The organism is uncultured Amaricoccus sp., assembly GCF_937858865.1.
GTDB lineage: Bacteria > Pseudomonadota > Alphaproteobacteria > Rhodobacterales > Rhodobacteraceae > Amaricoccus.
Genome location: NZ_CALLYO010000616.1, coordinates 1 through 19822, shown reverse-complemented (window position 1 = coordinate 19822; position 19822 = coordinate 1). Strand labels below are relative to the sequence as shown.

12 protein-coding genes are annotated in these 19822 nt (G+C 71.1%); 9 read left to right on the top strand and 3 right to left on the bottom strand.

Annotated elements, in window-relative coordinates:
• The 6 genes from tssM to Q0112_RS18465 form a co-directional block, all read left to right on the top strand.
• Positions 1-3498, top strand: a 3498-nt coding sequence (tssM, locus tag Q0112_RS18490; protein ID WP_297977531.1) for a type VI secretion system membrane subunit TssM, incomplete at its 5' end; no start/stop codon positions are given.
• Entirely contained in the window at positions 3480-3983 is a 504-nt protein-coding gene (gene tagF, locus Q0112_RS18485) for a type VI secretion system-associated protein TagF (protein ID WP_297977530.1), read from the top strand. The genes tssM and tagF, both read left to right, overlap by 19 nt.
• Positions 3983-5083 carry a DUF2169 domain-containing protein gene (locus tag Q0112_RS18480; RefSeq protein WP_297977529.1) on the top strand — a complete coding sequence of 367 codons (1101 nt, stop codon included), beginning with the start codon at positions 3983-3985 and terminating at the stop codon, positions 5081-5083. Before tagF ends, Q0112_RS18480 begins: the two co-directional genes overlap by 1 nt.
• The gene (locus Q0112_RS18475; RefSeq protein WP_297977528.1) at positions 5080-6132 is read left to right on the top strand and encodes a 3-oxoacyl-ACP synthase; all 1053 of its coding nucleotides are present in this window, start codon (positions 5080-5082) and stop codon (positions 6130-6132) included. The genes Q0112_RS18480 and Q0112_RS18475 overlap by 4 nt, the downstream gene beginning before the upstream one ends.
• Entirely contained in the window at positions 6132-7136 is a 1005-nt protein-coding gene (locus Q0112_RS18470; RefSeq protein WP_297977526.1) for a DUF4150 domain-containing protein, read from the top strand. The genes Q0112_RS18475 and Q0112_RS18470 overlap by 1 nt, the downstream gene beginning before the upstream one ends.
• A 3-nt stretch (positions 7137-7139) precedes the next feature.
• Positions 7140-8084 carry a hypothetical protein gene (locus Q0112_RS18465; protein WP_297977525.1) on the top strand — a complete coding sequence of 315 codons (945 nt, stop codon included), beginning with the start codon at positions 7140-7142 and terminating at the stop codon, positions 8082-8084.
• Here Q0112_RS18465 and Q0112_RS18460 read toward each other — a convergent pair.
• From Q0112_RS18460 to Q0112_RS18450, 3 genes are all read right to left on the bottom strand, one after another.
• Positions 8081-8431, bottom strand: coding sequence for a hypothetical protein (locus tag Q0112_RS18460; protein WP_297977524.1), 351 nt, complete (start codon positions 8429-8431; stop codon positions 8081-8083). The genes Q0112_RS18465 and Q0112_RS18460 overlap by 4 nt on opposite strands.
• Positions 8431-8853: a DUF6484 domain-containing protein gene (locus Q0112_RS18455; protein WP_297977523.1), complete on the bottom strand. Its 423-nt coding sequence runs from the start codon at positions 8851-8853 to the stop codon at positions 8431-8433. Before Q0112_RS18455 ends, Q0112_RS18460 begins: the two co-directional genes overlap by 1 nt.
• A gap of 95 nt (positions 8854-8948) precedes the next feature.
• Positions 8949-11276 carry a type VI secretion system Vgr family protein gene (locus Q0112_RS18450; RefSeq protein WP_297977522.1) on the bottom strand — a complete coding sequence of 776 codons (2328 nt, stop codon included), beginning with the start codon at positions 11274-11276 and terminating at the stop codon, positions 8949-8951.
• Positions 11277-11631: 355 nt separating this feature from the next.
• Between Q0112_RS18450 and Q0112_RS18445 the strand changes: the two genes are divergently transcribed.
• Genes Q0112_RS18445 through Q0112_RS18435 form a run of 3 tightly spaced genes read left to right on the top strand, consistent with a single transcriptional unit; the run spans position 11632 to position 19730 of the window.
• Positions 11632-13398 (top strand): ShlB/FhaC/HecB family hemolysin secretion/activation protein, encoded by a 1767-nt coding sequence (locus tag Q0112_RS18445; RefSeq protein ID WP_297977520.1) that lies wholly within the window; start codon positions 11632-11634, stop codon positions 13396-13398.
• A gap of 49 nt (positions 13399-13447) precedes the next feature.
• The gene (locus Q0112_RS18440) at positions 13448-17764 is read left to right on the top strand and encodes a filamentous hemagglutinin N-terminal domain-containing protein (RefSeq protein ID WP_297977519.1); all 4317 of its coding nucleotides are present in this window, start codon (positions 13448-13450) and stop codon (positions 17762-17764) included.
• The gene (locus tag Q0112_RS18435; RefSeq protein ID WP_297977518.1) at positions 17754-19730 is read left to right on the top strand and encodes a caspase family protein; all 1977 of its coding nucleotides are present in this window, start codon (positions 17754-17756) and stop codon (positions 19728-19730) included. Before Q0112_RS18440 ends, Q0112_RS18435 begins: the two co-directional genes overlap by 11 nt.
• Positions 19731-19822: the final 92 nt, after the last annotated feature.

Genomic DNA, 19822 nt, shown 5'->3' with positions numbered 1-19822 from the left:
CGCTGGCTCTGGAGCCTGATCGGGATCGCGCTGCTCGGCACGATCGTCTGGCTCTTCGGCCCGCTCGTCGCCATCGGCACCACGCGCCCGCTCGCCGGCGAGATCGCGAGGCTCGGCGTGATCCTCGCCTTCGTCCTCCTCTGGCTCGTCTGGATCATCCTCGCCCAGCGCCGCGCCATCCGCGCCAACCGGCTCTTCGTCTCCGAGCTCGCCGTCCCGGAGGTCAAGCCGCTCGACCCGGCCGCCGAGGGCGTCGCCGCGGTCGGGGCGAAGTTCCAGGAGATCATGGCCGAGCTGAAGAAGCGCAAGCTCGGCGGCCGCCGTTTCCTGCGCGACATGCCCTGGTACGTCATCATCGGCCCGCCCGCCTCGGGCAAGACCACGGCGCTGCGCCAGTCGGGACTCGAGTTCCCCTTCGACCTGACCGACGACCTGCAGGGCGTCGGGGGCACGCGCAACTGCGACTGGTTCTTCACCGAGACCGCCGTCCTCATCGACACCGCCGGCCGCTACGTGCAGCAGGAGAGCCAGCCCGAGGTCGACGCCGCCGAGTGGCTGGGCTTCCTCGACCTCCTGAAGAAGCACCGCGGCCGCCGCGCGCTCAACGGCGTCATCGTCGCCGTGCCGGCCGACGTGCTGGCCGAGGGCGACGCCGCGGTGCGCGCCCACGGCCGCGAGATCAGGAAGCGCCTGGCCGAGCTGAACCAGCGGCTGGAGATCCGCCTGCCGGTCTACCTGCTCGTCACCAAGTGCGACCTCATCAAGGGCTTCGAGGCGAGCTTCGAGGGCCTCTCCGCCGCCGAGCGCGAGCAGGTCTGGGGCGCGACCTTCGCCCCCGGCGAGAAGCCCGACGGCGGCGCGGCCGGCCGCGAGCTCGCCGCGCTGGTCGAGCGGCTGGAGGGGCGGGTCGGCCCGCGCATGGAGGGGGAGGAGGCGCTGAGCGTCCGCGCCGAGATCTTCCGCTTCCCGGCCCAGGTCGCGAGCCTCGAGGCGCCGCTCCGCCTCCTCGTCGACACCGTCTTCGGCGAGAGCCGCTACGAGGAGAGCGCCTGGCTGCGCGGCTTCTACCTGACCTCGGCCACCCAGGAGGGAACGCCCATCGACCGGCTGGTCGGCACCCTCTCCTCGGCCTTCGGCCTGCCGCTCGCCCATTCCCACGCCGCCCCGCGCGTCGAGCGGCGGAGCTTCTTCCTCCGCCGCTTCCTGACCGACGTCGTCTTCGCCGAGGCCGGCCTCGCCTCGCTCGACCCCAGGGCCGAGCTGCGCCGGCTCTGGCTCTGGCGCGGCGGGGCGGTCGCCGCCGCCGCGGTCTTCCTGCTCGGGGCGCTCGCCTTCACCGTCTCCTATCTCTCCAACCGCGGCGCGGTGGCGGCGCAGGCGGACGAGTTCGAGCGGCTCCGCACCGCGCTCGCCCCGGCCGCCGCCCGGCAGGCGCCGCTCGAGCCCTCGGACCTCGAGGTCGCGCTCGATGCGGTGACCGAGGTCGACAATGCCCGCGTGCCGCTGCCCGGCGCCTTCGCCCGCCTGGTCGGCCCTTCCGCCGTCCCCGACATCGAGGCGGCACAGGAGGCGGCCTATTCCGGCGCGCTGCGCAACCTGCTCGAGCCGCGGATGGTGGCGCTGCTCGAGGCGACCATGTGGCGGCAGATCCGCGACCCGGACTATCTGCTCGACGCGCTCAAGACCTACCGGATGATGACCGGCCTCAGCCAGATGGACCCGGACTTCGCCGCCACCTGGTGGGCGGAGCGGCTGCCGGAGTTCGCCGAGACCCAGCCCTTCCCGACCGAGGCCGCGCTCGGCTACCAGATCGACGCCATCGAGCGCATGCCCTACGACGCGAGCTTCGTGCCGCCCGACGATGCGCTCGTCCAGGCCGCGCTCGAGAGCGTCTGCTCGATCCCGCTCGCCAAGCGCGCCTACGACGCGCTCCGCTCCGACCCGGCGGCCACCGCGCTCCCCGACTGGATCCCGGCCGCCGTCGCCGGCCCGAACGCCGCCAACGTCCTCGTCCGCCGCTCGGAAAAGACGCTGCGCGTCGGCATCGACGGGCTCTATACCTACCAGGGCTTCCACGGCGTCGTGCTCGACCGGCTCGAGGACGTCGCCGCCCAGGCGGCGCTCGACCGCTCGGTCTTCGCCGGCGGCTGCCCGGAAAGCTCCGAGGTCTCGGTCAGCGAGCTCGCCGACGACATGCTGAAGCTCTACTACGAGGACTTCGTCGCGCAGTGGGACGGCTTCCTGCGCGACGTGACGCTGGCGCCGCTCACCGACCTCCCCACGGCGACCGAGAACCTCAAGGACCTCTCGAGCGCGGATTCGGCGCTGAAGCGGCTCCTGACCGCCGTCGCCGTCGAGACCGACCTCGCCCGGCCCGAGGACAGCGGCGAGGCCGCGGCCGGCGGGCCGCCGAAGGGGCTCTCCAAGGTGCTGGGCAAGCTCGGCAAGGTCGGCAAGCTCGCCAGGAAGGGGATGAAGTTCATCCCGCCCGCCGAGGGCGGCGCCCCGCTCGACACCAGCGGCCAGGAGGTCTCCGACCACTTCAAGCCGCTGCGCGCCGCGATCGCCGAGGTGGACGGCCAGCCGCCGGCGATGGACCCGGTGGTGGCGGCGCTGACCGCGCTCTCGAACGTCCTGCAGACGGTGGCGGCGAGCCCCGACCCCGAGATCGCGATCAAGAACCAGGGCGGCCTCGCCGAGCTGACCGGGGCGGTGGCGGAGCAGGCGAAGGTCCTGCCCGACCCGCTCGACGACTGGATCGCCGGGCTCGCCAGCGACACCACGACGATCACCGAGCAGGCGGTGGTGAAGAAGCTCAACGCCATCTGGCAGAGCGATGTCCTCGCCTTCTGCAAGGCGGCGCTGGTCGGGCGCTATCCGTTCGACCCCAACGGGGTGAGCGACGTCAACACCGCCGACTTCCAGCGCCTCTTCGGGCCGGGAGGGCTGATCGACGCCTTCACCAACGACCACCTGCTGCCCTACGTCGACACCACGACCCGGCCGTGGCGGTGGCGTGCCGACCTCGGCCTCGACGACGGCGCGCTGGCGGCGCTCGAGCGGGCGCGGCGCATCCGCGACGCGCTCTTCCCGGGCGGCGCCGGGCCGGTGATGACCTTCAACCTCACCCCGACCGACCTCTCGCCCAACGCCTCGGCGGTGACGCTGAACCTCGACGGGCAGAGCCTCACCTACCTCAACAGCGCCGCGCGCGGGGCGCAGATGACCTGGCCCGGCAAGGACGGCACCGGGGTCATCACGCTCGCCTTCCGCCCGGTCGAGCCGCGGCCCGAGGTGATGGCGAGCGAGAGCGGCGCCTGGGCCTGGCTGCGCCTGCTGCGCGGCGGCAACCTCCGGCCGACCGACCGGCCCGACCTCTTCCGCCTGCGCCTGGCGAGCGGCGGCTTCTGGGCCGACTTCGACCTGCAGGCGGCGAGCGTCGACAACCCCTTCGACCTGCAGATGTTCTCGAGGTTCTCGTGCCCGGACCGGATCTGATCCTCCCCGGCTTCTACGGCAAGCTGCCGCAGGCGGGCGACTTCGTGACCCGGCGCCTGCCCGCCGACTTCGTCCGCTTCTGGGACCGCTGGTGCGCCCGCCACCTCGCCGCCCGCCTGCCGGACGGCCCGGCCCTCCGCTTCGCCCTCGCCCAGGGCCCGCTCCGCGCGACCGGCCTCGTCATCGCCAGCGCCGACCGCGCCGGCCGCCGCTTCCCGCTCACCCTCGCCGCCCCCGGCACCACCGCCGCCGACCCCGCCTGGCTCGCCGCCCTCGCCGCCACCGCCTCCGCCGCCGCCCGCGGCGAGCTCGGCCCCGACGCGCTGGACGCCCGTCTGCGCGCCCTGCCCCTGTCCGCCGCGGAAGCGCCCGCAGCGCCGCCCCTCGCCCTCTGGCTCGAGGGCGGCGCCCCGCAGGCCATCGATCCGGAGCGCCCGGAGCCCCTCCTCGACGCCCTCCTCGCCCTCCCGGTAGAGGCGCGCTGATGCAGATCTACAACCAGACCGGCTTCCCGCACGAGTTCACCATGGCGATGGACAAGGAGGGCCGCGAGTACCTCCTCCTCGTCGTCAAGGGCACCTACGACTTCCCCGACGAGATCGGCGGCCCGGTCCGCCCCTCCGACACCCAGGTGCCGCTCGTCATGGCCGACGAATACACCGGCGCCCCCGGCTTCTCCGCCCCGCTCTGGGAGACCGACTTCGCCCACCGCAAGCCACGCTGCGACATCGTCCTCAACGGCGCCGCCTACGCCCCCGGCGGCCGGCCGGCCACCCGCGTCCGGGTCGGCGTCAAGCTCGGCGCCTGGTCCAAGGTCCTCGACGTCCTCGGCCACCGCGAATGGCGCGCCCGCGGGCCGCTCTTCGCCGCCACCTCGCCCGAGCCCTTCCTCCGCCGCCCGATCTCCTACGATGTCGCCTGGGGCGGCACCGACCGCCTCGACCCCGACGACCCGCTGCCGGGCGCCTACCTCCGCAACCCGGTCGGCACCGGCTGGTCGCAGCCCAGGCACCAGCGCCTGATCCCCGGCCTCGCGCTGCCCTCGACCCAGGCCGTCGGCGAGGAGATCTCGACCCCCTTCGGCGACTACACCCCGATGAGCTTCGGCCCGATGGGCCGCGGCTGGCCCGGCCGCATCGAGCATGGCGGCACCTACGACCGGAACTGGATCGACAACATCTTCCCCTTCCTGCCGCCCGACTTCGACGACCGCTACTACCAGATGTCCCCGCCCGACCAGCAGACGACCCCGCCCCGCGGCGGCGAGGAGGTCGTCCTCGCCAACCTCACGCCCCGCGGCAAGGAGAACTTCCGCCTCCCCGCCACCAGCCTGCCGGTCACCCTCTTCAAGGGCCGCGCCATCGCCCTCGAAGCCACCCTCCTCCCCGACACGATCCTCTTCGACCCCGAGAACCGCCGCCTCTGCCTCGTCTGGCGCGTCTCCTGCCGCATCCAGCGCACCATCCTCGACTTCACCGAAGCCTGGGTCGGCTCCCCGACCGAGGCCATGCTCCGCGCCCGCCGCGAAGGCCGCGCCTACCTCCGCGCCGCCGGCATCCCCGTCCCCGAGGACGAGGACGCATGACCCTCGGGCTCGGCATCGTCTCCGCCGGCATGGTCACCGCCGTCGGCCTCGACGCCCCCTCCGCCTGCGCCGCCATGCGCGCCCGCCTCGACGGCTTCCGGGAGACCCGCTTCCTCGGCCTAGGCGGCGAATGGCTCATCGGCGCCCCGGTGCCGCTGCCCCGCAACTGGATCGGCCGGAGGCGCATGGCGCATCTCGCCGCCGGCGCGGTGGCCGACGCGCTCGGCGCCGCGCCGGTGGTCGAGCCCGACCTGGCCCTCGTCCTCTGCCTCGCCGAAACCACCCGCCCCGGGCGTCCCGTGCCCGACCCGGAGGCCTTCCTGCGCGATCTCGCCGCCATCGTCGGCCTGCCCTCCCGCACCCGCACCCAACTGATCGCCCATGGCCGGCCGTCGGGCTTCGTCGCGCTGAACCGCGCCGGAAGACTGCTGGCCGAAGGCGCGGCGGAGCAGGTCCTGATCCTCGGCATCGACAGCTATCTGACCGTCGCGAGCATCGCCCATTACCTCGCCGCCAGGCGGCTCCTCGGCCCCGGCAACGCCAACGGCTTCATCCCCGGCGAGGCGGCGGCGGCGGTGCTGGTCGGCTCGACCGGGCCCCTGCGCCTGACCGGCCTCGGCCTCGCCCGCGAACCGGCGTTCCTCTACAACGGGCTGGACGAGGACGGCGCGCACCTGCCGCTCCGCGGCGACGGGATGACGGCGGCCTACGACGCCGCCCTGAAGGCCGCCGACGTCGACCTCGCCCACGTCGAATACCGGATCGGCGACCTGATCGGCGAACAGTTCTTCTTCAAGCAGTCGACGCTCGCCAGCCTCCGCCTCGAGCGCGGACGGACCGCCTTCCAGGATTTCTGGAGCCCCGGCGAGAACCTCGGCAACATCGGCGCGGCGGTCGTGCCCGTGATGATCGGCATGGCGCTGACGGCGGCGGTCAAGGGCTACGCCCCCGGCAGCCCGGTCCTGATCGAGGCCTCGAGCGACGACGGCGCCTGCGGGGCCGCAGTCCTGCACGAGGTCCGCGCCGCGGGAGCGGCGAGGGCCGCCTGATGTCGGGCGTCTTCGCCAACGGGCTGGAAATCTCGGGCAAGGCGGTCAACGCCAAGACCATCGCCGCAATGCCCGACACCTGCTTCACACCGCCCGAGAATCCGGCGACGCCGCCGGGCGTGCCAGTCCCCTATCCGAGCTTCGGCATGGCCTCGGACACCGAACAGGGCACCGGCACCGTCCTCATCGGCGGCAAGACCGTGAGCATCAAGAACAAAGCGGACGAGTCGAAAACGTCCGGTACCGAGGCCGGAGCAGCAGCAAAAAAAGGTCTCATTACCTCGAAGAATACCGGCAAGAAGTACTTCAACTCGTGGTCGAACGACGTGAAGTTCGACGGCGAGCCGGTGATCCGGTTCAGCGACTTGGCTACGCATAACCATGCCTCTCCAATTGGAAATACGGGACCTTGGCCGCAAATCTGCAAGGCGAACAAGAAGATCATGGAATGCGCCACCCTGCTGAATGAACTGGGGATGCAGGTCCATACCCACGGCGACAACCCCTGCAAGACGGAAGCAGAGAAGGCGGCCGACAAGAAGCCAGTCAAGGAATCCGAGCACTTCTTCGAAAACCAGATGCTGCAAAAGGCGCGTGGCGGACCAAACCACAAGAATTTCCCCGGCTATGACATGAATGATGCACCTTGCGTCTGCATGACAGCCCGCCACAAGGATGCCGCCGGCTTCGGAAAACGCGGCGAAGGCTCGAAGAAGGGGACGCCGCATTACGAAAAGACCGCGGACATGCGCGAGTATCTTGCCAAAAGCGAAAACCCGCAGCCGACCGTGGGCGCGGCAACCACCAAGACAATGGAAGCTGTCGGTGAGCACCATGAAGCCCTGAAGAGCAACCCAGACAAGAAGGAGGAAGCTCTCGAATGTCTGACGCTGATCATCCTTTCCTACCTGGCGGCTTGCGCCCAGCCGGTGAAAGACAAGGATTCTGGCGAGATGCGACAGCCAACCGTCGACGAAGTGAAATCCGTTCAGATCAGGACCTGACCCATGGCAAGGAGAGCGCCGCCGCCGGGCGGATGGAAGATCGACGCGCTGGCGCCAGACGAGGTGGATATCGAGACGATTGACGCCTTTCATCTCGGCGGCGACCGGTTCAGCGCCAGTTTTGAACTGAGCGACCAGCATAGCGAGTTTGCGCGCTCGTTCCTTTTGGACGTCCGTTTCGGCGCGTCGCTGACCTTCGACATTCGCCTGCGTATCGAGGACTCGATCAAGTCGCACGCCAGCCTTGGTCCTGAACACCATTTGGTTCTGGAACTCGGGGGCATCATTCACGAGCTGCAACCCGGCGGCGACAGCCAGACCGAGCTTCCGCAAGGCATGCTGCGGCGGCTGTGGGCGTTGGACGAGGGTCACCAGTATGTCATCGGCAACCGGGGTATCGGCTACACCCGCGAAGGAGACGGGTGGCAAGTGCTTCAGCCCTATGACGACAGTTATCTGAAGGCAATCCACGGGCGATCGCCGCAGCAGATATACGCCTGTGGCAGCCGTGGTGAACTGTTGCAGCTCGAAGGGAGGCAATGGGTGTCGCTCGACCTGCCGGTCCAGGCGGACTTCAACGACATCCATGTCGGCGAAGGGGGCAGCATCTTTCTGGCCGGCTTCGACGGCAATTGCTTCGAGGTCCGTGATTTCGAACTTATCCCCCTCGCAAACGAAGGCTTCGCCTATATGGGCGTCATCGAGTTCAAGGGTCGCCGCTATTGGAGCGACGCGAATTACGGCATCTCGGTGCAGAACGGTGACGTGATCGAGCCCTTCCGCGCCATTGGCCAGGGTTTCACCATGCATGCCTCGACCGAGCTATTGGCGATTGCAGGCTGGAAAGAAGTCTTTGTCTTTGACGGTGAAGACTGGTGGGGTTTTGAATTGGGCTATGACGGCAACATCTTCCTTAGCCAGCTCGACATGACCCAATACGGCGGTTAAGCCTCGGCCTTTGGCAAGGTTTCGGACAAATATTTCCTGACCTTGGCCAGATCGAGGTCCACCACCCTGAGCCGCTCCGCCCCCGGCCTGAGCATCCTCAGCACGAACAGCTCCCCCGCCTCGGGGTATTCCGCATAGCGTTCCTCGGCGATCCGCAGGCCCTCGGCTCCGGCGACGCGCAGCCCGTCGAGATGCGCCTCCAGCCGCTCCACCAGCCGGGCCAGGCGCACCTCGTCGAGCTCGGGATTCTCCTCGGGGTAGAGGCGCGCCCGGTCGTAGACCGTCCACAGGAAGGCCGCCATCTCGGCGTGCTGGCGCACGATCTCGTAGAGCACCGGCGCCGGCATCAGTTCAGGTTGACCGACCCACCGCGGATGCGCATCGTCGCGCTGGCGTGGCTCGTGACGTAGCTGCCGCGGATGATGATCCGCCCGTCCTTCTCCATGATGATCGAAGCCTTGCCGACCCGGAGCTCGATCCGCTCCTCCGCCGTCACCCGCACCCGCTCGCCGTCGCGCACGACCACCGGGGCGGGGCGACGGGCGGGATCGACGATGCGGCCGACGATGAGCGGGCGCGCCGGGTCGCCGGCCTCGAAGAGGAGCGCCACCTCGGCGCCGATCGCTGCATAGTCGAGCGGCGCCAGCGTCCGCGCCGGGACCGCCGCGTCGCGCGGATTGCCGGCGAAGACCACCAGCGGCACCTCGGCCTCGAAGCCGACCAGCGCGCCGATCACCACGCCGTCGATCCGCTCAAGCGTCGTTGTCATCTTTCGTTCACACACCTTTCGTTCGAGTTAACGCCGCCAGTTATATCTTTTTAAATCAACATGTTAGTCAATATTCGCACTGTGCGGACGCACGCTCAGTTCTGGTTGATCTTCGACCCCTTCATCGTGATCTCCCCCGAAGCCTTCACGTCGATCTTGCCCGAGCCCTTGATGGTGATATCCTTGCCCTCGATGGAGATCGTCCCGTCCTTCTTCATCGCGATCGCTGCCGAGCCGCATTTCAGGACGATCGACTCGCCCGCGTCGATCAGGCAGTCCTTGCCGACCTTGATCGCCCCGTCCTCGGCGATCTCGACCAGGCTGCCCTTGCCGATCTTCAGCGCCCGCGCTCCGGCGACCTCGGTCGAATCGTCGGCGCCGATCTTCGCGCTGCGCGCCCCGCCGACGTCGAAGCTCTGGGCGGCCGCGATCTTCACGTCCTGCCCGGCGCCTACGTCCACCGACTGCCCGGCACCGATCGTCCAGCTGTCCGAGGCGCCGATGTCGTGGCTCTGGGCCAGGCCGACGCTGACCTGCCGCACCCCGCCGATGGTGTTGACCTGCGCCGCCCCCACCGTCCGCGTCTCGGCGGCGCCCACCGTGTCGACCCGCGCCGCCCCGACGGTGATCGTCTGCACCAGCGCCACCGTCTGGGTATGGTTCGCCCCGATCGTCTCGCTCGAGTTCGAGCCGATCGAGATGGTCTCGTCCACCCCTACGGTCAGCGAGCGGTTCGCCCCCACGCTCTCCGTATCGTTCGAGCCGATCGTCACCGTCCGGTCGACCCCGACCTGCGTCGTCTTGTTGTTGCCCACGTCCTCGTCGAGGTCCACGCCCACCGAATGCTTGGCGTTGTTGTCGATCCGGTCCGCCTGGTCGTGCTGCACCAGCTTGCTGCGATCGTTCTTCACCAGGAGGTTGTGGTCCTTCTGCGCCTGGAAGTTGACGAGCTCCGACCCGGCCTTGTCCTCGAACATCAGCTCGTTGTAGCCGCCGCCCCCCGGCGAGGAGTTCGACTTCCAGCCCGACTGCGTCTCGTTCCCCGGCAGCCCGTAGGGCGGCATCTCGGCCGCGTTGTAGACCCGCCCGGTGATGATCGGCCGGTCGGGATCGCCCTCGATGAAGTCGACGATCACCTCCTGGCCTATGCGCGGGATCTGGATGAACCCCCAGCCGGCGCCTGCCCAGGCCGCCGAGACCCGCACGAAGCAGGAGCTGTTCTCGTCGCGCTTGCCGAGCCGGTCCCAGTGGAACTGCACCTTCACCCGGGCATATTCGTCGGTGAAGATCTCCGCGCCCCCCGGCCCCACCACCGTCGCGGTCTGCGGCCCGCGCATCACCGGCCGCGGCGTCGCCCGCGGCGGCCGGTAGGGGAGCGAGGTCGGCGCGACCACGAGCTCGATGCGGTAGCTCTCGCCCATGCCCGCCAGCGTCGGGCGATGCTCGGGATCGACGATGCGGTAGTCGGTCCGCAGCACCAGATACTCGGCGTTCTGGCTCTCGCGGGGATGGTTCTCGAGCGTGAACGTGCACCCCGACGCGAGGCCGCGCGCGGTGCCGCCGGCCAGGACCCGCACGTGCGGCGCCTGCAGCTCCTCGCGCCGGATCGCCGCCACCTCGTCGCCGAGCCCGAGGTCCTGGTGCGCCCCCGGCTGGCGGTAGATCTCGCCCCTGAAGAGCTTGGCCACCGGCTCGGCCTCGGACTGGGTGACGAGCGAGAGGCTCGGCGTCTCGAAGTTGTAGTCCGCATGCGCATAGGCCGCCGGCCGCAGCGAGCTCGTCACCAGCCACCGCGAGAGGAAGTCGCGGTCGCGCCGCTGCGGGCTGTCCTCGATATGGAAGGGCACCGTCTCGTAGCCCTTCGCCGGCTTCAGCCGCGCGATCGAGTCGGCCAGCACGAGGGTATGGCCGCTGTCGCTGTATTCGAAGAAATAGAAGATCCCCTCGTGCTCCAGCAGCCGCTGCACGAAGTCGAGGTCGCTCTCGTCGTACTGCACGCAGTATTCCCGCGGCGGATAGCTCTTCTGCAGCCGCTTGTCGAAGCTCGCCTCGGGGTACTTGCCGAAGATCTCCTCGACGATCTCGACGACGCCGAGGTTCTGGAAGATGCGGCAGTCGCAGGTCAGTGCCAGCAGCCAGAGCCAGGGGCGCAGCACCACCTCGTAGCTCGCCACCCGGTCCTCGACGGCAACGAGGCGGAACTCGGTGACCAGCCCGTGGATCCACCGCTTAGGCTCGCCCGACTCGGCCTCGATCGCGAGCGGCAGGTTGATGAGCGCGTCCGCCTCGACGTCGAGCTCGGGCCCGACCAGCCCGACGATGAACTCGAAGCAGCGGCTGATCTCGTCGAAGCCGTCGAGATGCGTGAAGGTCAGCGTCTGGCCGCCGGCGGTCTCGACGGTGATCGCGCGATCCTCGGGCATCCTGGTCTCCGCGACAAAGCTGCGGCCGGACGGCCGGCGCGCCGTAAGCAATTGCGCAGCTCGGCCCGGATCGGGTGACTATAGCACAACTCGCACCTCCCGGTCACCTGCTTCCCCGAAAGCAGGGCGAAGCGTCCGTGCGGATCCGGTCGGGAAGCATCTTGTTGCGCCGTTCCGGCACCCGTGTTAACCTTTTGATTATTGTTGGTTCCGTGGTGGCCGCGCAGGGCGAGGCAGAAATGTTTCGACGATTCGGCGCATTGATTTGTCTTGCCACCGGCAGCTTCGAAGATCCGAGTCATTCAGCGAGGACCGCCCGCATGCGATCTGCCGCCCGCTCCGATCCCGCACCGGAATGAGCACTGTGCCGGGGACCCCGCCGAGAGCCGCCCGGGTCGCGGCGGCGCTGCTGCTCGCCCTGCCCGGTGCGATGCCCGGCGCGACACCCGCCGCCGCCCAGACGGCCAGCCAGATCACGCCGCGCACCTTCGAGCCCGCCCCGCCGACCCTCGGCGGCACCGTCGTCTTCTCCGGCCGGCCGGGGCTCGAGGCCCCGCCGGGGGCGGACCGGCTCTCGATCACCATCTCCGGCGTCTCGGTCGACGGCGGGCTGCCGGACATGGCCCCGGCCACCGCCGCGCTCGAGCAGCGCCTCGTCGGCCGGCCGGTCCCGGTCTCCGAGATCTTCGTCGCCGCCCAGACGCTCGAGGAAGCCTATGCGCAGGCCGGCTACGTCCTCGCCCGCGTGGTCATCCCCGAGCAGTCGCTCCGCAACGGCGAGCGGCTGCGGCTCGTCGTGGTGAACGGCTTCATCGAGAAGCTCGACACCGCGGGGATCCCCGAACCGGTACGCGGGCGCATCGAGCGGGTCGTGCAGCCGCTCGTCGGTCGGCGCAGCCTGAAGCTCGGCGAGATCGAACGGCGGCTGCTGATCGCCGGCGACACCTACGGTGTCTCGCTCCGCTCCGCCCTCTCGCCCGGGGACGAGTCGGGCGGCGCGGTGCTGGTGGTCGAGGGCGACTTCCACCCGGTCACCGGTTCGGTCGGGGTCGACAACACGCTGGCGGACGAGCTCGGTACCTGGACGCTGGCCACCGGGGTCGAGATCAACAGCCCCTTCAGGCTCGGCGAGACCATCTACCTCCGCGCCTCGGGCTATCCGGGCGGCGACGGCGAGGGCGGCCTCGGCGGTCTCTTCACCGGCTACCCGCGCACCCGCACGCTGGCGGCGGGCGCCGTCTTCCCGATCGGGGCGAACGGGCTCACCCTCAACCTCGAGGCGACCGACAGCCGGACGACGCCCGAGCCGACCGACGGCATCCAGACGCGAACCGAGTTCCAGCGGCTGTCCCTGCGTGCCTTCTACCCGGTCATCCGCTCGCGCGCGGTGAACCTCAATGCCGGCGTCATCTTCGACGCCCAGTCCGAGGAGCAGCACCTGATGCTCCCGGACGACAGCGACCTGACCTTCTCCGAGGACGACCTGCGCATCTTCCGCCTGACCGGCGACTACCGGCGCGAGTTCGTCTCCGGCGCCGTCCTCTTCGCCCGCGCCACCGCCTCCTTCGGCATCGACGGGCTTGGCGCGCGCGGCGAGGAGGACGTCGACTTCCCGACCCTCTCCCGGCAGGGCGCCGACGCCGACTTCCAGAAGCTCGAGGTGGCGGCGCGCTGGGACCAGGCGATCCGCGAGCATCTCGCCTATTCGCTCTACGGCCGCGCCCAGACCTCCTTCGGGCAGGTGATGACCACCAGCGAGCAGTTCGGCATCGCCTCCTTCCAGGAGCTCTCGACCTTCGACGCCGGCACGCTCGGCGGCGACAGCGGCTGGATCGTGCGCGGCGACCTGCAGTCGCCCTGGGCGCGGCAGGTCGGGGCGACGCCGCTCATCGTCACCCCCTACGCCTTCGGCGCCACGGGCAGCCTGCACCTCGAGGAGCCGACCGCCCTCGAGGAGGCGAACCTCGGCGTCGGCGCGCTCGGGGTGGGGCTGTCGCTGGGCGCGATCCGCGACCCGGGCTTCTCCGACGCCACCCTGACCTTCGAGTTCGGCCGCGCCTACCGCGACGACGACGGGCCGGACGAGAACCGCTTCACCGTCGTCGGCTCGTTCCAGTTCTGAGCGGCCGCCGGCCGGGCGCCGCCGCTGTGCCAGTATCGGAAACGCCATCATGACCCGTACCGAGGCTTGCTTCAGGTTCGCACTTCTCGCCAGCACCGCCCTCTGCGCCGTCCCCGCCCATGCCGGCGACCGGCTCCCGGTCGGCGGCAGCGTGGCGCACGGCAGCGTCGACATCTCCGCCCCCGCGCCGAACGCCATGGCGATCCGCCAGTCCTCCTCCACCGCCATCGTCAACTGGCGCGGCTTTTCGATCGGCGAGGGGGCGCGGGTCGACATCCGCCAGCCCTCCGCCTCGGCTGCGATGCTGAACCGCGTCACCGGCAGCACCCCCTCGACCATCGCCGGCCAGCTCAACGCCAACGGCCAGGTCTACCTTGTCAACCCGAACGGCATCGCGATCACCGCCTCCGGCACGGTCAGGACCGGCGCCTTCGTCGCCTCGACGCTCGCCACCAGCGACGAGGACTTCATCGCCGGCCGCCGCAGCTTCGCCGGCAAGGGCCGCTCCGCCGCCGTCGTCAACCAGGGCGCGATCACCGTCGGCAAGGGCGGCTACGCCGCACTGATCGGCGGCAGGGTCGACAACGCCGGCACGATCAGCGCCGAGATGGGCCGGATCGGCCTCGGCGCCGGCGAGCGGGCGACGCTCGACGTCTCCGGCGACGGCTTCCTGCAGATCGCCGTCCCCTCGGGCGACACCGGCGACGACGGCCCGCTCATCCGCCACAGCGGCCGCCTCTCCGCCGACGGCGGCCGGGTCGAGCTGAAGGCCGCGACCGCCCGGCAGGTGGCACGCCAGGTCATCAACCTCTCGGGCGTCGTCGAGGCGCGCAGCGTCGGCGGCCGCTCTGGCGCCATCGTGCTCGGCGGCGGCGCCGGCGGCACCGTCCGCGTCTCGGGCCGGCTCGACGCCAGCGCCCCGCGCGCGCAGCCGGCGCTCGCCGCGATTACCCCGCCCCCGCCCCGCCCGAGCGGCGCGATCACCATCACCGGCGCCGCCATCGAGCTCGCCGGCGCCACCCTCGACGCCAGCGGCCCGGCCGGCGGCGGCAGCGTCCGCATCGGCGGCGACTGGCAGGGCGGCGGCGCGCTCCCGCGCGCCCTGACGACAACGGTCGACGGCGCCACCACCATCGCGGCCGACGCTCTCGACTCCGGCGACGGCGGCAGCGTCGTGGTCTGGTCCGACGGGCACACCCGCTTCGACGGCCGCATCTCCGCCCGCGGCGGCCCGCTCGGCGGCGACGGCGGCATGGCCGAGGTCTCCGGCAAGGCGCGGCTGAGCTTCACCGGCATCGCCGACCTCTCCGCCCCGCGGGGCGCGCTCGGCACACTGCTCCTCGACCCCGGCAACATCGTGATCTCCGACGGCGCGACGACCGGCGAGTTCGTCGACGCGGACGAGGACGGCGGCGTTACCCTCGCCGCGATCCCGGTCGAGAACGCCGCCTTCGAACCCGCCCAGGCCGACTCGATCCTGAACGCCGCCGATCTCGTCGAGCAGCTCGAGGTGTCGAACGTGCTCGTCGCCTCGTCCTTCGCGTTCGCCGGCGACGGCAACATCACCGTCGAAGCGCCGCTCGCCTGGGACGCGGGCACCACGCTCAGCCTGCAGGCCTTCGGGAACATCCTGATCGCGAACTCGATCACCGCCCGGAACGGCGGCCTGACGCTGACCGCCGGCTTCGCCAACGAGGTGCTGGAAAACCCGCAGATCACCACCAGCGCCCTCGGCGCGATCGACGTCGGGACCTTCACCCTCGAGGGCGGCGACTGGATCCAGAACATGTCCCCGCTCCCTGCCTTCAGGGCGGCAAACTTCCAGCTGCAGGGCAACGCCTTCCTGCGCGTCCTCGGCGGCAACGGCACGCCCGCCGCGCCCTACCTCGTCGCCGACGTCTACGGCCTGCAGGGCGTCGGCTCGGCCTTCGGCGACGCCGATCCCGCGCTTCCCGACCTGTCGGACAGCTATGCGCTGGCCGGAAACATCGACGCAGTCATAACGAGTGGCTGGGACGACTTCGAGGGAGGCGAGGGCTTCGAGCCGATCGGCGAGATCTTCGACGGCCCGACCTTCGACGGCTCGTTCCAGGGGAACGGCTTCACGATATCCAATCTCTTCATCAACCGGCCCTTCGCGAGCGTCGGGCTCTTCGAGGGGGTGGGCTTCGGCGGCGTCGTCGACAACGTCATGCTCTCCAACGCCAGGATCACCGGCGGGGACATGGTCGGTGGCCTCGCCGCCGAGAACGACGGCGTGATCTCCCGCGCGCGGATGGCGGGCGGGACCGTCACCGGCATCAGCCCCGACCAGACGGTCGACTTCTCGGCGGGCGGTCTGGTCGGCCAGAACAACGCCACCGTGACCCAGTCCTTCTCGACCGCCGCGGTCACCGGAGTGACCCTCGAAGCCTCGACCGCCTCGGTCGGCGGGCTCGTCGGCGCGAATGTCGGCACCGTCAGCGATTCCTACGCCGCCGGCCCGGTCTCGGCCGCTGGCCTCGGCGAGGGGCTGCTCGGCGGCCTCGTCGGGGAGAACGAGGGCGAAGGGACCGTCCTCCGCACCTATGCCAGGGGAAGCGTCGATGCCACCGGCGTGGCGGACGGCCTTGCCGGCGGTCTCGTCGGCCAGAACGCCGGCCTCGTCGACCAGTCCTACGCCGTCGGCGCGGTCAGCGGCGCCGCTGCGGTCGGGCTGGGCGGCCTTGTCGGCGGCGCGCCCGTGGAGGCGCCGGTCGTCCCTGTTTTCAACTCCTTCTGGGACAGCGTCGCGACCGGCCAGGCCGACAGTGCCGGCGGCGGAACGCCGCTCACGACCGCAGACTTCCAGGACACCGAAGGCTTCATGGCCCGCCCCGACACCACCGCCTGGTCCTTCACCGATACCTGGGCGCCGCCCGACCCCGGCCACTACCCCGAGCTCTACAGCGTCTCGCCCGTCATCTGGGCGGACGTTGGCGACGCCACCGGCGTCTACGGCACGCCCGGCCTGCAGCCCCCGGTCGTCCAGAACGGCGGCTCGGGCACCTACGTCTTCGATCCGACCACGACCGAGACGGCCGTGCCCCTCGTCGGCTTCGGCGCCGGTGGCGTCGGCAGCTTCGAGATCGCCGGCGCGCCGAGCGTGACCAGCGCCGGGAACGTCGCCTACCGCGTGGTCTCCACTCCCGGCACGCTGACGGTGACCCCGGCCCCTCTCGTCATCACCGCCGACGACCAGGTCAAGCGCTACGGCCGGACGCTCGGCTTCCAGGGGACCGAGTTCACCTCCCAGGGCCTCGTCAGCGGCGACAGCATTACCGGCGTCGACCTCGCGAGCGCCGGCACCGCCCGCGCCGCCAACGTCGGCGAGGGCCCCTTCGCGATCACCGCCAGCAACGCCCGCGGCGTCGGCCTCGCCAACTATGCCATTTCCTACGAGCCCGGCACGCTCGCCGTCACCCCCGCGCCGCTCGTCGTGCGGGCCGACGACCAGGTCAAGCGGTTCGGGCAGACCTTCGTCTTCGCCGGCACCGAGTTCACCACCCAGGGCCTCGTCGACGGCGACCGGGTCGCCTCGGTCCTCTTCCGCAGCGACGGCGCGCCCGCCGGCGCGCTCCCCTCGTTTACGTCCTATCCCATCTTCGTGAGCGACGCGGCCGGCACGGGCCTGTCCTTCGGCGGCGTGCCGAACTACGATATCAGCTACGTCCCCGGAGAGATGTACGTGCTGCTCGACCCATCCCAGCTGCCGACCTTCAACGCCGGCCTCAGGCTCGTCGACTACTACGCCCTGCGCAACCCGTCGGACGTGATCGAGGTCGCCGGCACCGAGAGCTTCGCCACCGGCACCGAGGGCGGCCCGATGCTCGGCCCCGACCGCGGCACCGGCACCACGCTGGCGCGGGAAACCGCGGCCGACACGCTGAGCTTCCTCGAATCGCTCGCCACCCGGCTCGAAGCCCGCGTCTCCGCCTGCAACCCGGTCCCGCCCAGCAGCGACATCTTCCTCGCCTGCGTCCGCGACGCCCTCGCCGAGTACGCGAGCCAGATCGACGGCCGCATCCTCGACCTCCCCGAGCCGCTGCGGCAGGTCTCCGCCGTCATCCGCGAGTCGGCGAGCCGGATCGAGGGCGTGCGCGCCGACGCCGCCCGCCGGCTCGCGCTCGCGACGACGGATGCCGAGCGCGCCGCGATCGAGCGCGAGGCGGTCGCGCGCGCCGGCGCGGTGATGCAGTCCGCCGTCGTCGAGATCCGCCAGGCGATCCAGCTCATCCGGGCGGAGGACGACCCGCAACTCGCGAGCCTGCAATCCCGGCAGGGCGTCGCGATCACCGCCGCACTGCAGAATGTCGAGGATGAGCTTACCCGGGCCGTTGGACTCTAGGCTGGCGGCGATCCTGAGGGCGGCCCTCCTCGCGGCCGCCCTCTGCCTGCTGCTGGTGCCGGCGATGGCCGCGCGCGCCGAGACCCGTGTCGCGCTGGTGATCGGCAATGGCGGCTACGCCAACCTCGAGCCGCTGCGCAACCCGGTCAACGACGCCTCCGACGTCGCCGACTCGCTGCGCTCGCTCGGCTTCGAGGTGATGACCGACACCAACCTGACGCTGGCCGGGATGACCACGCTCATCGGCGACTTCCTCGAGGCGGCGCAGACCGCCGACGTCTCCCTCCTCTACTACGCCGGGCACGGCTTCCAGATCGACGGGCGGAACTACCTCGTCCCGGTCGACGCCAGCCTCCGCAGCCGCGACGACATCCGCAACTGGACGATCGAGCTCAACGCGATCACCGAGGAGCTCGAGGGCACCCCTGGCATCCACCTCGTCTTCCTCGACGCCTGCCGCAACAACCCGCTCTCCTCGACCGCCCCCTCGCTCGAGGGCCCGAAGCGGGACGGCCTCGCCCGCGTCGGCGACGCCGCGGGCTTCCTCTTCGCCTTCGCCACCCAGCCCGACAACGTCGCCTACGACGGCGTGGGGCGGAACAGCTTCTTCGCCCAGGCGCTGCTCGGCCACCTCAACACGCCCGGGCAGGACATCGCCTCGATGATGATCGCCGTCCGCCGCGACGTCCTCGCCGCCACCGGCGGCAACCAGGTGCCCTGGGAGAATTCCTCGCTCACCCGCCAGTTCGAGTTCGCCCCCGGCGACGACGGCGCCGCGCCCGAGACGCTGCTCTGGCAGGTCGCCGCCACCGCCCGCGACCCCGACCTGATGCGCATCTACCTCGACCGCTACCCGGAGGGCCCGCACGTCGCCGACGTGAAGGCCTTCCTCGCCGAGAGCGAGGAGGCGCTCCCCCCGGCGGGAACGGTCGTCGCCTCCCGCGACCTGCCGCCGTCCGACGCGCTGGCCGACTCGCTCTGGGACGTCATCCGCCGCACCCGGCTGCGCCCGCTGGTCGAGGTCTACCTCGAGCACAACCCCGACGGCGCCCATGTCGCCGAGGCGCGCAAGCTCCTCGCCGACCTGCCGCGCCCCGACGACCCGGGCGCCGCGCCCGAGCTCCTCTGCGAGCGGCTGGCGACGCACCCGCGCGACGCCACCGCCAACACCGCCGGCGTGCCGCTCTCGCAGCTCCGCATGAACGCCGCCACCGCCATCGACGCCTGCCGAACGGCCGCGGCCGCACACCCGGAGATGCCGCACTATACCGCGCTCCTCGCCCGCGCCACTGCGGCAGCCGGCGACGAGGCCGGGGCGATCCGGCTCTACCGCGACGCCGCCGACCGCGGCGACCTGCGCGCCATGACCAGCCTCGGCCTCATCACCGAGACCGGCGACGGCGTGCCGCGCGACTTGCCCGCCGCCGCCGCCCTCTACGAGAAGGCGGCCGCGGGCGGCTTCGCCGACGGCGCCATCAACCTCGCGGTGATGCTGGTCAAGGGCGAGGGCGTGCCGCAGGACGTCCCCCGCGCCGCGCGCCTCCTCGCCCGCGCCTCGGAGGACGGCTCGGCGATCGCCACCTACAACCTCGGCGTCCTCGCACTCAACGGCATCGCCGGCACCGCGACCGAGGCCTACGACCATTTCCTCGCCGCCACCCGCCTCGGCGAGCCGCTCGGCTACCAGGCCGCCGCGCTCCTCCTCGACCAGGGCGAGGGCCGGCCGCGCGACCCGGAGACAGCGGCGGAGCTGCTGCTGCGCGGGGTCGCCTCCGACAACGGCCAGGCCTACAGCCGGATCGCCGGCGACAGGGTCCAGGTCAGCGCCGACACCGTGCGCGCCACCCAGACCCGGCTGAAGACCGCGGGCTTCTACGACGGCGCCATCGACGGCCTCGTCGGCCCGCGCCTGCGCGCCGCCCTCACCGCCTGGCGCCAGGGCGGCTTCCTCGCCACCGGCAGCTGACGCGCGCCATACCTGTACGGCGCGCTACTCCAGGTAGAAAAGGGCAGCGCCCGACCCGGCGGGCGAGAAGCGCCCGCCTGGGGCGGGGCGGG

Coding starts and splice junctions, on each gene's coding strand:
- Q0112_RS18480 (WP_297977529.1), top strand. CDS start 3,983: ATGCAGATCTACAACCAGACCGGCTTCCCGCACGAGTTCACCATGGCG.
- Q0112_RS18475 (WP_297977528.1), top strand. CDS start 5,080: ATGACCCTCGGGCTCGGCATCGTCTCCGCCGGCATGGTCACCGCCGTC.
- Q0112_RS18470 (WP_297977526.1), top strand. CDS start 6,132: ATGTCGGGCGTCTTCGCCAACGGGCTGGAAATCTCGGGCAAGGCGGTC.
- Q0112_RS18465 (WP_297977525.1), top strand. CDS start 7,140: ATGGCAAGGAGAGCGCCGCCGCCGGGCGGATGGAAGATCGACGCGCTG.
- Q0112_RS18460 (WP_297977524.1), bottom strand. CDS start 8,431: ATGCCGGCGCCGGTGCTCTACGAGATCGTGCGCCAGCACGCCGAGATG.
- Q0112_RS18455 (WP_297977523.1), bottom strand. CDS start 8,853: ATGACAACGACGCTTGAGCGGATCGACGGCGTGGTGATCGGCGCGCTG.
- Q0112_RS18450 (WP_297977522.1), bottom strand. CDS start 11,276: ATGCCCGAGGATCGCGCGATCACCGTCGAGACCGCCGGCGGCCAGACG.
- Q0112_RS18445 (WP_297977520.1), top strand. CDS start 11,632: ATGAGCACTGTGCCGGGGACCCCGCCGAGAGCCGCCCGGGTCGCGGCG.
- Q0112_RS18440 (WP_297977519.1), top strand. CDS start 13,448: ATGACCCGTACCGAGGCTTGCTTCAGGTTCGCACTTCTCGCCAGCACC.